At 70.1% G+C, this 14,689-nt stretch carries 11 protein-coding genes; 4 read left to right on the forward strand and 7 right to left on the reverse strand.

Annotated elements, in window-relative coordinates; genetic code table 11:
* Window positions 1-182 precede the first annotated feature (182 nt).
* The gene (locus ACTG9Q_RS15395) at window positions 183-1,268 is read left to right on the forward strand and encodes a class I SAM-dependent methyltransferase (RefSeq protein ID WP_455573449.1); all 1,086 of its coding nucleotides are present in this window, start codon (window positions 183-185) and stop codon (window positions 1,266-1,268) included.
* Window positions 1,269-1,421: 153 nt separating this feature from the next.
* Here the strand turns inward: ACTG9Q_RS15395 and ACTG9Q_RS15400 are convergent, their stop codons facing one another.
* Both ACTG9Q_RS15400 and ACTG9Q_RS15405 read right to left on the reverse strand, forming a co-directional pair.
* Window positions 1,422-2,045, reverse strand: coding sequence for a S8 family serine peptidase (locus tag ACTG9Q_RS15400; RefSeq protein ID WP_455573450.1), 624 nt, complete (start codon window positions 2,043-2,045; stop codon window positions 1,422-1,424).
* A complete protein-coding gene (locus ACTG9Q_RS15405; protein ID WP_455573451.1) occupies window positions 2,042-2,815 on the reverse strand; it encodes a S8 family serine peptidase in 774 nt (257 codons plus the stop codon). Before ACTG9Q_RS15405 ends, ACTG9Q_RS15400 begins: the two co-directional genes overlap by 4 nt.
* Before the next feature lie 309 nt (window positions 2,816-3,124).
* Here ACTG9Q_RS15405 and ACTG9Q_RS15410 point away from each other — a divergent pair, with 309 nt between their 5' ends.
* The gene (locus ACTG9Q_RS15410; protein WP_455573452.1) at window positions 3,125-4,951 is read left to right on the forward strand and encodes an acyl-CoA dehydrogenase; all 1,827 of its coding nucleotides are present in this window, start codon (window positions 3,125-3,127) and stop codon (window positions 4,949-4,951) included.
* A gap of 363 nt (window positions 4,952-5,314) precedes the next feature.
* Here the strand turns inward: ACTG9Q_RS15410 and ACTG9Q_RS15415 are convergent, their stop codons facing one another.
* A complete protein-coding gene (locus ACTG9Q_RS15415) occupies window positions 5,315-6,076 on the reverse strand; it encodes a hypothetical protein (protein ID WP_455573453.1) in 762 nt (253 codons plus the stop codon).
* Window positions 6,077-6,580: 504 nt separating this feature from the next.
* Here ACTG9Q_RS15415 and ACTG9Q_RS15420 point away from each other — a divergent pair.
* Window positions 6,581-7,210: a hypothetical protein gene (locus tag ACTG9Q_RS15420; protein WP_455573454.1), complete on the forward strand. Its 630-nt coding sequence runs from the start codon at window positions 6,581-6,583 to the stop codon at window positions 7,208-7,210.
* A 42-nt stretch (window positions 7,211-7,252) separates the two neighbouring features.
* Here ACTG9Q_RS15420 and ACTG9Q_RS15425 read toward each other — a convergent pair whose 3' ends face one another.
* From ACTG9Q_RS15425 to ACTG9Q_RS15440, 4 genes are all read right to left on the reverse strand, one after another.
* Entirely contained in the window at window positions 7,253-9,766 is a 2,514-nt protein-coding gene (locus tag ACTG9Q_RS15425; protein ID WP_455573455.1) for a M14 family zinc carboxypeptidase, read from the reverse strand.
* 272 nt (window positions 9,767-10,038) lie between these two features.
* A complete protein-coding gene (locus ACTG9Q_RS15430; protein WP_455573456.1) occupies window positions 10,039-11,628 on the reverse strand; it encodes a M4 family metallopeptidase in 1,590 nt (529 codons plus the stop codon).
* 320 nt (window positions 11,629-11,948) lie between these two features.
* Window positions 11,949-13,361 carry a hypothetical protein gene (locus tag ACTG9Q_RS15435; RefSeq protein WP_455573457.1) on the reverse strand — a complete coding sequence of 471 codons (1,413 nt, stop codon included), beginning with the start codon at window positions 13,359-13,361 and terminating at the stop codon, window positions 11,949-11,951.
* Entirely contained in the window at window positions 13,358-13,693 is a 336-nt protein-coding gene (locus tag ACTG9Q_RS15440; RefSeq protein ID WP_455573458.1) for a hypothetical protein, read from the reverse strand. The genes ACTG9Q_RS15435 and ACTG9Q_RS15440 overlap by 4 nt, the downstream gene beginning before the upstream one ends.
* Window positions 13,694-13,853: 160 nt before the next feature.
* Between ACTG9Q_RS15440 and ACTG9Q_RS15445 the strand changes: the two genes are divergently transcribed.
* Window positions 13,854-14,651, forward strand: a complete 798-nt coding sequence (locus tag ACTG9Q_RS15445; RefSeq protein ID WP_455573459.1) for a hypothetical protein — start codon at window positions 13,854-13,856, stop codon at window positions 14,649-14,651.
* Window positions 14,652-14,689: the final 38 nt, after the last annotated feature.

Genomic DNA, 14,689 nt, shown 5'->3' on the forward strand with positions numbered 1-14,689 from the left:
TCCTCCTCGGACACCGCCAGGGTGCGGGCAGAAGTGGGGCTTGCCCAATCCCATCGCCGCTGTGGGGTCCGCGGGGCGGCAGTCGGAACCAAGGGCGTGGCCGTGCGCGTATCCGCCACGACCGTGCCCGCCTGCCCTGGGCGGCCGGTCGCCGAATCCGACACGTGGGAGAACCGATCCTGATGTCCACTGAAGACTCTGCCGACTCGGGCGCCGAGGCGCTGGCCGGGAAGCTGTTCGCCGACATGCTGTCCACGCTGGAGATCTTCAGCGTCTACGTCGGGGTCCGCCTCGACCTCTACGGCACCCTGCTCGACCTGGGCGACGCGGACGTGACCGCCCTTGCCCACGCGGCCCGGATCCACCCGCGCTACGCCCGCGAATGGCTGGAGCAGCAGGTCACCGCGGGCGTCCTGCGGACGGTGGACGTGGCCGACGATCCCTACCGCACCACCTACCGGCTGCCCGAGGAGCACATCGGCGTCCTCGTGGACTCCGAGGACCGGCTGCACATGGCGCCCGCGAGCCGGTTCATGGCCGGGATCGCGTCGGTCCTGCCCGAGCTGGTGTCGGCCTTCGCCGACGGCAGCGGCGTCGCCTATGACAAGTACGGCGACGACACTCGCCTGGGCATCGCGGGCCTGAACCGGCCGATGTACACCCACGACCTCGCCCGCCAGTGGCTCACCGCCGTCCCCGGCCTGGTCGAGACGCTGTCCACGCCCGGGGCGAGGGTCGCCGACCTGGGCTGCGGCCTCGGCCACTCGTCGGTCGCCATCGCCGAGGCGTTCCCGGACGCGGTGGTGACCGGTGTGGACCTGGACGCCGACTCGGTGGCCAAGGCGGCCGAGCACGCGGCGGACCGAGGCTTGGCCGACCGGGTCTCCTTCGCCAGGAGCCTGGCCGAGTCAGCGGGCGCCTTCGACGCGGCATGCGTGTTCGAGGCGCTGCACGACATGGCCGACCCGGTGGCGGTCCTGGCGGAGCTGCGCCGCGCGCTCAAGCCCGGCGGTGTGGTGCTCATCGCCGACGAGAAGGTCGCCGCCGAGTTCAGCGGGGTCGCGGGCGACGAGGTCGAGCGCCTCAACTACGCCTTCAGCGTGCTGCACTGCCTGCCCGCCACCCGCGCGGAGGGCGCGAAGGTCGAGGCGGGCACGGTCCTGCGGGAAGGCACGCTGCGGACGTACGCCGCCGAGGCGGGCTACACCGATGTCGACGTGCTGCCGGTCGACCACGACCTGTGGCGCTTCTACTGCCTGCGGGCCTGAGCAGGCCCGCGGTGGCCGCCCAGCCGGGTAGGGCCAGGACCATCGCCGACCAGTGATGCCCTTGCCCACATCCGCGCCGCCACCCCCACGCCGCCCGTGACAGAAGCCCGCCCACTCTCAGTGGACGGGCTTCTGTCACGGGCGGCGTGGCAGCTACGGCAGGGCGCCGCTTCGGCAGACCACGCTGGTCGCGGCGAGGTCGAAGTGGCCGTTGGGGTCGGTCACGGTGAGATGGATGCTCACCGCGGAGCCGGTCGAGCACGGATCGGTGATCGTCAGGTCGTTGTCCCACGCCGGGTTGTGGACGCCGTTGCGCTTCCAGGCGAGCGCGAGGTTGGAGCCCCCGCCCACCGCGGCGTCGCAGACGAGCATGTTCAGCGCGGATTCGCAGTGCAGGGACTTCACGACCGGGCCGAACACCCGGTAGAGCAGCCGGTTCGCCGTGCCTGCCGGGACGCCGGTCAGCTTGTTCTTCGAAGCGTCGCCCATGATCGCCGTGGCGACCTGGTGCGGCGCCGCGGTGGGGTTCTTGGACAGGTACAGCGCGGCCGCCATGGAGGTGCCGCTCTCGAGCCGGTAGTTGATCGGGCTCCCCGACCACGCTGAGCGGATGAGCTCACCGGGCGCGAACAGGTCGACGCACGACCCGTGGTTCGAGCTGTACAGCTTCCCGTCGTTCCGGGTGGAGGCGCCCACGGTGATCACCTCGGGCATGCGGGCGGGGGAGAGGTCACAGGCGTCCCCGTTGTCGTTCCCCGCCGCCACCACATAGGTCACCCCGGCCCTGATGGACGCGCGATGGCGCTCTCGCGGGCGCTTGAGGGGGCGCCACCGAGGCTCATGTTCGTCACCGCGGGCTTGACGTGGTTGCGGGTGACCCAGGCGACCGCCTGGATCGTGTCGGTGACGTAGCCGTGGCCGTCGCAGTCGAGAACGCGGAGAGAGTGCAGGGTGACCTTCTTGGCCACGCCGTACTCGGTCCCGCCGATCGTGCCCGCGACGTGCGTCCCGTGGCCGTTGCAGAAGGGCGCGTCGCCCTCGTTCACCGTGTCCAGGCGGTGGAAGGCGCGGCCGCCGAAGTCGGCGTGGTCGAGGCGGACACCGGTGTCGATGACGTATGCGTTGACCCCGGTGCCGTCGGCGTCGTAGATGTACTGGTCGTCGGTCGGGTTGGAGCGCTCGTCGATGCGGTCGAGCCCCCACGACAGCGGAGACGGCTGGGTGGTGGCGCTCGCCCGCGCAAACTGGTCCTGCTCGACGTAGCCCACCGCCGGGTCAGCGGCCAGCCGCTTGGCCTCGGACTCGTCCATCAGCACGGAGAAGGCGTTGATGGAGGTGTAGACGGCCTGGATCGCCGCACCGTAACGACCGGCGAGCGCTGACGCCGCCGTGTCGGCGGTCTCATCGGAGACGGTGTCCTTGAGCACCGCGATGTAGCGGCCCTCGACGGCGGTCGGGCTGTCCGCGTGACGGATCTGCTCCGACTCGTCCTGTGCGGTCGCGGTGCCCGCGAGTCCTGCCGGGGCCAGGCAGGCCACCGCCAGCACCGCGGCCGCGAATGTCGTGCGGCGTGGATCTTTTTCATCACCAAGAACCTCTCACCAGATGCGGCATGCGCAGTGACCACGACAGGCGATTTCCGCGCACTGCCGATCAACACCCTGCGGTCCGCGCCTTTCCGGCTCCTTTCAACGGCCTCACCCCGCGCCGCCGCAGGAGGTCCCGCCCGAGAACCGCCAGGCACCGCGGCGCCGTACTCCTCAGATGTCCGCCGCAGCCCGGCCACCGGTTGGACGAGTTGACCCCGAGGAGAGACAACCGTGAACAGCACCCACACCGCGGCACAGGTCTGAGGCATGGGCCACTACCGCAGCGACCTGCGTGATCTGCGCTTCGCCCTGGAGAGCAGCGGCCTGCGGGACGTCCTCATCTCCCGCCCCGAGCTCGACATGGACTGGGAGACCGCGGTGTCCCTGCTGGCCGAGGTCGACCGGCTCGCCCGCGAGCAGCTGGCGGCGAGCTTCGTCGAAGGCGATCGGACGCCTCCGGTGTACGACCGCTCGGCCCGCACGGTCACCGTCCCGCCGGGAATGCGGCGGTCCTACCAGGCCTACCTCGACAGCGAGTTCTGGCGCATGGACGTCCCCGCGGAACTCGGCGGCGTCCCAGTGCCCAGGATGCTCTGGTGGGCCGTGGCCGAACTGCTGCTCGGGGCGCACCCGGCGCTGTGGATGTACTCCATGGGCATGGGCTTCGCCGGGGTCCTGCACGAAGAGGGCACAGCCGAGCAGCGCGAGTTGGCGACGTTGTTCGTGCGGGAGCGCTGGGCCGCCACCATGGTGCTGACCGAGCCGGACGCGGGCTCCGACGTCGGCTCGGCCCGCACCCGCGCCCGACTCCAGCCGGACGGCACGTGGCACCTGGAAGGCGTCAAGCGGTTCATCACCTCCGGCGAGCACGACCTCGCGGGCAACATCATCCACTACGTGCTCGCCCGCCCCGTCGGGATTCCCGGCCACGGCGGGCCGGGGACCAAGGGCCTGTCGCTGTTCGTCGTGCCCAGGCACCACTTCGACCCGGCGACCGGTGAGGTGGGCGAGCGCAACGGCGTGCGGGCGACCGCCGTCGAGGACAAGATGGGCCTCAACGGCTCGGTGACCTGCGAGCTGACCTTCGGCGCCGAGGAGCCCGCCGTGGGCTGGCTGATGGGGGACACCCACGACGGCATCCGCCAGATGTTCCGGGTCATCGAGCGGGCGCGGATGGTGGTCGGGACCAAGGCGATGGCCACGCTGTCCACTGGGTACCTCACCGCCCTGGACTACGCCCGCACCCGGGTCCAAGGCGCCGAGCTGAGCGCCCCGGGCAGCACCGCGCCCCGCGTGCCGATCATCCGGCACGCCGACGTCCGCCGCTCGCTGCTGCTGCAGAAGGCCTACGCCGAGGGCTTGCGCGCTCTGGTCGTGCACACCGCAGCATACTTGGATCGCGCGCACCAGGCCGCCCGCGCAGGCGACGAGCCCGCCGCGGCACTCGCCGCCGGGATCAACGAGCTGCTCCTGCCGGTGGTCAAGGGCTTCTGCTCCGAGCGGGCCTACGAGCTGCTCGGCCACGAGACGCTGCAAACCTTCGGTGGCTCCGGCTTCCTGCGCGACCACCCGGTCGAGCAGTACGTCCGGGACTCCAAAATCGACACCCTCTACGAGGGGACGACCGCCATCCAGGCCCAGGACCTCATCTTCCGCAAGATCGTCCGCGACCGGGGCGCGGCGTTCGCGGCCGTGGTCGGCGAGATCCGGGCCTTCTGCGAGGGCGACCCGTCGCGGTCAGCCCTGCGGACCGCGCTCGAGCACCTGGAAGCGATGGTGGCCGCGATCATCGGTCACCTGCTCGCCGCCGGGTCCGAGCCCGAACGGGTCCACTTCGCGGGCGCCCACGCCCGCAGGCTGCTGCTCGCCTTCGGCGACGTGCTGGTCGGCTGGCTGCTGGCCCGCCAGGCGGAGATCGCGGGGGAGCGGGTCGCCGAACTCGGCGACGGCCCCGACGCGCCCTACTACCGGGGCAAGGCCGTCACCGCCCGCTTCTTCGCCGACGAGGTCCTGCCGCGCCTGGCATCGGACCGCGCGATCGTCGAATCCGCCACCGTCAACCTCGCGACGCTGCCGGACGACGTGTTCGGCTAGCCGCCCGTCGGCTTCGTCTTGTACTTTGTCTTCGCTGGTATTGAGGTTGTTCGGCGCGGTGTTGGTGGCATCTGCGCCAGTGGAACCCGGCCCTTTCCTGATCCGCTGTTGGAGGGCCAACCTTCCCCGCATCTTCAGACTCTTCATGGAACTCCTGGTTGAACGGACGTCTGGGCAACGACCGATCCACCAGGAGTTCCATGCGTTCCACCCCACGACGCACCCACCGAAGGCCAGTTCAGCGACAAGCGCTTGGTCGCGCGAAAGTCGACGATGACTTCGAGCGTTAGCTGAAAGGCGCGACTAGGTTAGAGATTGCCCGCTGGTAGTTTGACCGCCAAGCGGATTGGCTGTCCGCAGCCGTTACTGAGGCGCGAAAATGCGGATTTCGCAGTCATGGGTCGACCAGAAATCGGAGGAACCGTAGTGAAGAGTGTCAACCCCGTTGCCGCAGACGATGTCATCGGCTTCGTTGACCGACTCCAGGAAGCCTGCGCCCGAACCCTTGAGAACGTCGCTTCCATCGCCGCCGTCGATCGTGTCTGCCCCCGGGCCGCCTTCGATCGTGTTTGCCGTTGGATTTCCTACCAGCACGTCTGGACCGGTGCTTCCCCAGATGTTCTCGACGTCCGACCGAATGTCATCCTGACGACCAATCGGTCCGTCATTGGCGGTGTTGTCCAAGTGGACCATGACCGGTCGCCCCATGAAGCTGTAATCGATGGTGTCCCTGCCGATGCCGCCGAAGTATTGGAATGCGAAACCGTCACGGGCGCTGTTCTTGAAGTGGTCGTTTCCGCTCCCGCCGAAGACCGAGCCGCCAGCGATAACCGCGACCGCCGCGAAGTCGTCGCCATCGCCGAGGTTCAGATGGACAACCGGACGCGCAGAGGATGGCAGGTCGCAGGCGACCTCCTGGCCTGATGTGCCGTGCGAAGCGCATTTGCCACCGGCCAGCGGCGAGATCTGATGATCATCGCGAATGATGAACTTGGTGCCGTTTGCGTTGTAGTTGATAGTGACCCGATCGACAACAGATGTGCCGTTGTACACGAGCTCTCCGGTGGCGTTGTAGCCAACAGTGCTGATCGCTGAGGTCGTGGCACCGGCCACGCCGTTCAGCATGCTCGTGAGAGCAAGGGGAATCGCAAGCCCGTACGCAACCAGGTGTGGTAGTCGCCTCATCTGATGGACCTCCTGTAGCGGATCGAGGTCGTCTCGGTCCGTCAGCAGTACGTCGCTGGTGCGCCTTCCAGTTCCTGAAAAGCGGGGGTGGTTTGGTTCATGTTCTCGGTAAGCCCTCTCTGGACGGTCTGAACTGGGACGGCCCGGCTCTGACTCAGGGGCGAGAGATGAAACAATCGCACGACGGTGGCAGTGGGTCACCTATCAGGCCGTGGTCATGTGCCAATGGTTGGGACGCGGTGTGGTGGGGCGAGGAGGGCCGTCCGGATGACGTGCCTCGTCATCGCATGACTCGGTCTTTCATCCGAGTCTTCTCGCTCCTGCGCGGTGACAGGCCCCGCAATCCCTCCTGCGAAGTTGCCGAAAGCGGCCGGAAACCCATGGTGGGCAACCTGGGCCAACCAGGCGACCTCTGGTCGTGGCACATCAAGGAAAGGCGACCACATGGGACACAACGTTCTGCGCGCTGCCCTCGTCAGCTTCACCGCGGCGTCGGCGCTGGCCACGATCGGGGGGACGGCACCCGCCGCCGCCACGGTCGAGCTGCCGTCGGTCGGGACGGTCTACATCGACTCGGACACCCCCGGCCACCCGGTGCTTCGCTACCTGGGTACCGCGGGCAACGACCTGCTGGACATCGACGTGTCCGGCTCGGTCATCGAGGTGCGGCACTTCAGCGCGGTCCAGGGTCAGCCCGCCGCCCCGATCGCCGCGGGCCCCGGCTGTGTCGTCGTCCTGACGGCGGCGACCTGCGGGGCGTACACGGCGGGCTTGGAGTTCCGAGCGATCACCGGTGACGGCGCGGACGTGGTCGCCACCAGCATGGCCTTCCACGGCGTCATTGACACCGGCTCGGGCAATGACCGCTGGAGGCGGCTCGACGCTCCCATTCCGGCAGGCCCGTCATCCTCCATCGTCTTCACCGGCGGTGAGGGATTCGACATCGCCGACTACACGGCCTTGCGCGACATCCCGCTTGCCGCGACCATCGACAACATCGCGAACGACGGCACGACGGGCGACACCGACAACATCACCCGCTCCGTCGAGTCGGCGACCCTGCCCAAGCCCTGACCACCGGAGTGGGACCGGGTGATCACCCGGCCCCACTCGTGGTCATCGGTTGCCGGTCCAGAAGGCGGCTTGGGCCACCTGCGCGAAGAGCCCGCGCGGGTGGTGGCGGAACAGCGGCTCGGTGCCGAACATGACCACTGTGGCGCCTGTCCTGGCTGTCCCGGACACGACAGCGGCTTGGCCCGCCGCCGCGGATGGGCCGTCGGAGCCGGTGCCGCTCGGCCGCCAATGCCCGGCGATCAGCGGGTCGCCCGCCGCGAACCGCTGCTCCACGGCCACACCCGGGCCCACGTCGGTGAACCACACCGGACGGGACACGAACGCGTGCGAGGTCGCGGCCGCGCCGAAGAGCCCTCCTTCGGAGTGGACGGCCACCACACCGTTGGCCTGGGCGGGCCCGGCGACCGCGCGCACCGGGAGCAGGCTGAGCGCGTCGTTGAACGCCGCGCCCGCGACGCCCCTGGTGATGACACCGCCGCTGGTGAGGAAGCCGTCGAGAGCGTGGCGGGACCGCGGTGACAGCGCCGCGACGTCGAAGGACGTCGTGACCACCAAGACGTCCACAGCGGACCAGTCGAAGCCGTCGTTGAGCGCGGCGGGGGTCACCGGCCGCACGTCGAAACCCAGCTCGCGCAGGCCGTAGAGCTCGTCGGAGGCCACCGCCGCCGCCAGCACCGTCCTGGTCATGGCCGTCCCGCCCGCGCCTACGGGCGCGGCGGTGAACCGCACGCCGTGGGTCCGGGCGGCCGTCGCCGCGGCGCGCCTGGCGGCGGCGGGTACCAGGACCGCCCCACCCGTGCCTCGACGGACGCCCACGCCGTGATCGAGCAGGTCGTTGACCGCCCGCACGTCCTGGCCGTCGCGTACCGACAACGCCAAGTCGCGGCCCGCGGGCGCGTCGACACCGCCGGTCGGCGTGGCCGCGGTGACGGGCAGGCTCGGCACACCCGTCCACCCGCCCTCGGCGATGTCCACTGTCGCGCCCCACAGCAGGGCGTGGCTCCACCCGGAGATATCGAACATGACGGGCACGCGGTCGGAGATGTCCCGGCCCGCCTCCAGCATCGCGTTCGCCAGCGCGCGCTTGGGCTGGTGCATGTCCACCAGGTAGCTGCCCGTCGGGTAGTGCCGCCCGGCCAGCGCGAACGGCCGCTCGGCCCGGCGCACCCGCACGTCGTTGGCGACCAGGTGGTCGACCAGGTGCGCCGCCGCGGTGTCGGAGCGCTGGCCCCGCCCCGCCGGGATGACGTAGCCGCGCGGAAACGTCGTGGTGTAGCGGTCTTCAGGGCCGAACCCGGGGACGAAGCCGTCCGGGACCTCCCGCAGCGGCTCGCCCGCCAGACCGCGCCGGAAGATCTCGGCCTGGTTGGCGATCAGGTCGTCGCGGTGCCGGTCGAGGTAGGCGAGGGTGCTGTCGATGGTGGTCACCACAACGTCGGTGTTGACCCGGCCGCGCCTGCGCAGCTCGTCGACCGGCAAGCCCGTGTTGACCTCGAGCGGGATCTCGATGGTGTAGGAGATCGCGCCCTGGTACATCGAGTACTGCGACGTGTAGATGGGTGCCCAGTCGTCCCAGTCGCCGGGCGCGAAGTCCCGGAACGGAATCGCCGGATCGCGCGTCTCGGGGTGCTCGGACCCGGCCAGGTCGCGCTCCATGCCCAGCGCGTTGTCGTAGGCGTGCTTGATGAACAGGTCGAAGTCGTAGTTCTGCCCGTGCGGCGGGGTGGTGGGCTCCAGGAGGGTTCCCTCGACATACCCGTGCTCGTCGAGGACCATGAGCGGCTGGGTGTCGATCAGGATCTTCCGCATGGCCCGGTTCTCCGGCTGCGACGCGGTGACGAAGTCGCGGTTGAGGTCGAATCCGTGGGCGTTGCCCCGCCGCCGGACGACCCGGCCGTCCGGGTTGGCCGTGACGTTGAAGTAGACCCGGGAACGCCCCAGCATCGCCGTGACCGCCGGATCGGACGAGGTGGCGAGGCGCTCGATGACCCTCAGCGCGCCGTCGGTCCCTTCGAACTCGTTGCCGTGGATGTTGCCGTTGACCCAGATCGGCGCCTTGTAGCCCGCTCGGAGGCCGGGGTCGCGCAGGGCTGCGACCGGGTCGTCCTCCAGTCGGTGCCGCCAGCACGCCTGCTGGGCCGCCTCGGCCGCCGACTCCGGCGCGGTCACGGTGACCAGGTAGAGATCGCGGCCCGCCACCGACTCACCGACGACCTCCACCGACACCCGCTCGCCCAGATCCTGCAGGTGGTTCAGCCGAGGCGCGATCGCGTGATAGGGGACCAGGCCCAGCCTGATTGATTCGTCGGCCGGGTTCTCCGGGTATACCCGCAGGTCGGTCCGGCGCGGGTAGCCCTGGTGCCCATCCGGCCGGTTGACCCCGGCGACCCTGGGCAGGGCGGTGGCAGCCGACCAGGTGGCGGCTTCTCGATCGTCGCCGACGCGATGGGGAGCCGCCCTGCCTGCCGACGCGGCCGCCATGCCCGCCTGTTCCGGTCCCGCGAGCACCGCCAGCGCCGACGCCACGGCAGCCGCCGTCGCGATCGTCTTCCTCAAGGGTCTCCTGGTGCTCACGTGTCGTCTCCCGCGTCGTCGGATGCCCGCTGATTGCCAAAGGCCACACCGCGACTACGTGCGGAAGATCAAATCGGTTCCCAGGCCCAGCCGCAGTCGCGACAAGGCTTTGAACGGATGGCGGCACTGACCCGACCTGGCTGGGAGCCGCGCTGCCCACGAGCGTCCAACGTGGACGATGAGCCCGATCGAGCGGTCCCCGAGCCGGTTCAGGCGGGAGGACCGGGTCGACCGGGCTCATCCGGACGCGGCACTCAGGCGACGCCCACGGCGTTCCAGGCGGCGGAGACCTTGCTCTCCACGGCGCTGCCGAACAGGCCGCGCGCGGCGAGTTCGGTGGCGTCCCGCATGTCCGAGTAGGTCATGTCACCCACTCCGTACCAGAGCAGCGCGTAGTACCACAGGTCGGCGATGTCCAGAGCCGACTTGCCGGAGGGCTGCAGGGCCGGGCCCTGGCACACGGGGCTGTTGTAGGACCGCCCGTTCACCGTCTTCGCCCCGCTGCCGTTCACCATGAGGTAGTACCAGTGATCGGCCACTCCCGCGCCGTAGTGCGTCGGGCTGTTGGCGATCTCCGGCGAGTAGCAGCTGAAGTGGTTGTTGAACAGCGCGGGGTTGTCCATCCGGCGGATCGCGCCCCGGAAGACGTCGACGTTGTGGCCGATCTCGAAGTCGGCGATCACCGCGGTGGGGTTCGCCCATTCCACCGCGTTGCCCAAGATGTCGCTGCTGGCCTCGTTGAGCGCGCCCGCCTCGCCGTACAGGTGCAAGCCCGCGGTGGACCGCACGACCCCGTGGGTGTACTCATGGCCGACGACGTCCAGCGCCGTGTACGGGTTGTGAGTCGCATCGCCCTCGCCGAAGCGCATGCAGAAGCAGCGGTCGTTCCAGATCGCGTTGGCCAGCTGGTTGCCGTAGTGGGCGATGCCGAGCGGTGCGGCGCCGTTGTCGCTCGGGCCGGTGTGGCCGTACCTGCCGGCGTAGAAGTCCCAGGTCCGCGCGGCCCCCCAGTGCACATCGACGCCCGATCGCTGGTAGAGGTCGTCGTTCGTGCCCCACACGTTCGCCTCGTCGATGTAGACCGCGTCGTCCAGGCTGTTCGTGTTGTCCCGCCCCCACTTCGTGATCATGTTGCCGCGAGTGGTGTCCTTCAGCTGGTAGTCCTGGTTTCCCGCAGGCCGGTGCGTGGCCAGCGGGACTTCGCTGACCCAGTTGCCCGTGCCGACGCCCGTTGCCGCAGCCGCGGGCGCGTCCGGCAGCGGGGAGGCGGTCTTCGGCCGGCCGCCGGTGCCCTCACCGGGGGGCTGCACTGAAGACGACGCCTGATAGTCGCGCACCACATCGCCGGTGACGGCGTCGAGGATCGTGGTGCGCCCCAGGATGGCGCGCTCCGATGACGTGCCCTCGACGGTGGCGCGCCAGACCAGGCGCGGCTTGTTACCGGAGGCGTCGACCGCGAGCTCGGCGGTGCTGGTGCCCGCGACGAAGCCCGCGCGTTCGGCGGCGGTCGACGCCGCGTCCTGCCGGGTGACCCGCGGCTTCACCGAATCCAGCCGGATGGACTGCGCCGAGGACCGGCTGACGCTCTGCAAGTCGCGCGCGGCGGTCCAATGCAGGACGAGGTCACCGCCGATGACGTCCAGCCCCTGGTAGCGGCGGTGGACCCGGACATGGGTGTTCCCGATCCCGTCACGGCTGACCTTCCTGACCACCAGCTCCTGCTCCGGCGTGTACCCGAACCGCGCGGAGTCCTGCTTGATGGCGGAGAGGGTCAGGCTCGCCGCTTCGGCTTCGGAAAGCAGCGGGAGGTCTTCGGCCAGAGCGGCGGGGCCAGGCTGAGCCAACCCACACAGCAATGCGAGTCCGACGGCCAGGCAGACTTTCTTTCGTATCTCATTGCGCACAACACACGTCCTTTGTTCTCAAGCGAATATCGGTCAACCCCTAACAGGTTTACGCCTGGGCCTGTGTGTCCAGATCGGACTGAACGAAAACGATGGGACAGGTCACATTCCATCGAGCTTTCACTTGATCAGTGTCATCAGTAAGCCCTCTGGAATTCTGGCTGGTGTATAGCGAGATCATCAGATGAAACCAACCATCGCAATGGGCCGTCACGCCCGCCCCGTCGCCGGACCCGCTTGGGTGAGGATCCAAGCGAGGTTCACCCCTGGCGGACCTGCCGCCACGCGAGCAGGCATGGCCGTGCCGACAGCAGGACCATCGTCGCCAGGAGCGCCACCCACGCCCACAAAGCCGAGGTGTCCTGCGCGGGCAGGCGGAACGCGGCGAGGATCCACACCAGCGGCAGGCCGCCCACCACGATGGCGACCGCGGGCGCGGGGAAGCGGGCGAACCACGCCTGCCACAGCGCCAGGGCCGCGGCGAAGACGAACCAGCTCGCCAGCACCTTCCCGCCCAGCGGCGGCACGCTCGCGGGGACGGGGTGCACCGCGCCGAGCCACAGCCGCACCGCCACGACACCGGCGATGAGGGCGTAGGCGGTCAGCGGCCACCGCGGCCCGGTCTTGCCGGACCCGGGGTCCGGCAGGCGCGACTGGGCCAGCGCCGTCGCGGCGGCGGCGGGGAACGCGGTGAAGAGCACCACCCACGCCAGCGATTGCCACCGGGTGAAGTCGAAGGCGCCGAGGTGGGCCGCCGTGGCCGCGCAGATCGGCACGCTCAGGGCGATGATCCCGACCAGCAGCCCGCGGGCCTGCTCGTCGCGCCGAGCGGATTCCTCGCCGGACAGCGCGGCGGCGAACGCGGCCGCTGCGGTCAGGTAGGCCGCGCCGATCAGCGCCGCCATCGGCGGTGGGCTCAGCGGCCAGGAGAAGTAGGCGCCCGTGGCTCCGGGGAACGCCGTCAAGGCCGCGCCGCTGATGCCAGCCGCGAGCACGACGAGCGTGAAGAGGATGCCCGCGACACACACCCACGCGCCGCGCGGTCTCAGCGGGATGAGCAGGACGGACGTGCTCACCAGGGCGATCCACAGCACGGACAGCGCGAACGACGCGAACACGAACACCGCGCCGACCGCTGAGGTGTGCGCCGCCGTCACCGCGACGAGGCAGAGCAGGACCGCGACCACCGGCCCGGCGCGGGCGAGCCAGGCCGGGATGAGCCCCTGGCGCCGCAGGGCGGGCGCGGCGGCCACGACCACGGCACCGACGGCCGCCCCGCCCACCGCGCGCAGGGCGCCCTGCAACCCGTGCAGCTCCAGCACGTCCGCGGCGCCCGGCTGCGCGGCCATGGCCCACGCTCGGACACCGGCAGCCGCGGCGGCCAGGAACGCGCCTGCGAACCCGCACGCGGCGATCACCACGGCGGCGCCCGACCAGCCGCCGTACCGCCCGGTGAGCCTGGCCAGCCGCAGCGCGAACAGCGCGAAGAACCCCAGCGAGATCAAGCCCGCGGCCAGAGCGATCCAGTTCCCGGCGGTGCCGCTGTAGAGGTCCGAGAGGCTGCCTGAGAACGGCGGGGAGTCCTGGAATCCGAGGTTCTCCACGGCGGCCAATGTGCAGAACCCGATCCCCGCCACGCCCACGCCGCGGACGCGCCCGGCGGCCCGGGTCACGAGATCCGGACGGCCGGGCCGGACACCGAGATGCCAGACCCCGGATCCGCGGAGACGCCGACGGGGCCGATGCCGGTGCGCCGCAACCCGCCGATGCCGTTGCGCTTGGTGCGGGCGATAGCCGCCCGCCCGCGGGAGGCGCCTTCTGTCGATGGGCCGAAATAACGCGTGGTGAACTTCCAGCTGCTGACCGGGAACAGGGATGCCGGCTCGGAGAACCCCGTTTCCGCCGTGGCCGCCCGCTCGCCCATCCCGGTGGCGTCAAAGAACGTCCCCGCCGGGTTTCCCTCTCGGAGGTCTCCGCTGAACGCGTTGTCGACCAGCATGTCCATGTCCACTCCCATTCGTGGCCGCTGCGGGTATACGCGCCCCGCCCCTCGCGGGTTCCGGGCAGTGCGAGTTCGGGCGATCGGCAACCGGGGTGCAGGCCCTCGGCGTAGTGGAGGTGACCTGGCGAGCACATCGCCTGCGGAGTGGTAGGAGATCGTTTTCATGTCATTGACACGCGCGTCCAAGGCCGCGATCGCCGCGGTGGGCGGCATCGCCGCCTCGGTGGTGCTCACCACCGGAACCGCGGCTGCGGTCGAGTCGCCGAGCCTGCACCGGGACGCGACGAACAAGCTCGTCTACGCGGGCGCCGACACCGCCGAGCACCTCGTCCTCGACCGGGACGCGGCCGGGAAGCTGGTGGTGCAGATCTCGTCGGCCTCGAGCGTGCAGGCGGGGCCCGGCTGTGTCCTGGTCATGGCGGTCAAGACGGTGAAGAGGTTCCACTGCGGCGGGCAGACGCCGGTGACCCGGGTGGACCTGGCGATGGCCGGTGGGCGCGACCGCGTCGAGTGGCGGGTGCCGGTCACCGGTGCCGTGCGCGGCGGGGATGAGACCGACACCTTCCTCCCCAACCCCGGGTTCCACCGCGGCGACATCGAGTCATCGGTGGTCATGCACGGCGACGGCGCCGACAACATCGTGGACTACCGCCTGTCGAACGCGCCCGTCCGGGTGTCCCTCGACGGCAACGCCAACGACGGACGCCTGATCGATAGGGACTCGGTCCGCGGGGACATCCGCCACATCCACGGCTCGCCCTTCAACGACCGGCTGGAAGGGACATATGGGCACGATGTGTTCACCCCCGCGGGCGGGGCGGATGAAGTGATCACCAACGGCATGATGGACAGCGTGCACACCGTGGACGGCGCCATCGACACGATCAGGTGCGGCGGCGGTTCCATCCTGGCCTCGACCGACGGATTCGACGTGCTCGACAACTGCCGCCAGGCAGGCTGACAGGACCTGGGCGGGCCTGCGAAGGCCCGCCCAGGTGC

It is taken from the genome of Actinokineospora lacus (genome assembly GCF_053813445.1).

Excerpts from the sequence above, each read along its gene's own strand:
- ACTG9Q_RS15395 (WP_455573449.1), top strand. The coding sequence starts at position 183 with ATGTCCACTGAAGACTCTGCCGACTCGGGCGCCGAGGCGCTGGCCGGG.
- ACTG9Q_RS15410 (WP_455573452.1), top strand. The coding sequence starts at position 3,125 with ATGGGCCACTACCGCAGCGACCTGCGTGATCTGCGCTTCGCCCTGGAG.
- ACTG9Q_RS15415 (WP_455573453.1), bottom strand. The coding sequence starts at position 6,076 with ATGCTGAACGGCGTGGCCGGTGCCACGACCTCAGCGATCAGCACTGTT.
- ACTG9Q_RS15420 (WP_455573454.1), top strand. The coding sequence starts at position 6,581 with ATGGGACACAACGTTCTGCGCGCTGCCCTCGTCAGCTTCACCGCGGCG.
- ACTG9Q_RS15440 (WP_455573458.1), bottom strand. The coding sequence starts at position 13,693 with ATGGACATGCTGGTCGACAACGCGTTCAGCGGAGACCTCCGAGAGGGA.
- ACTG9Q_RS15445 (WP_455573459.1), top strand. The coding sequence starts at position 13,854 with ATGTCATTGACACGCGCGTCCAAGGCCGCGATCGCCGCGGTGGGCGGC.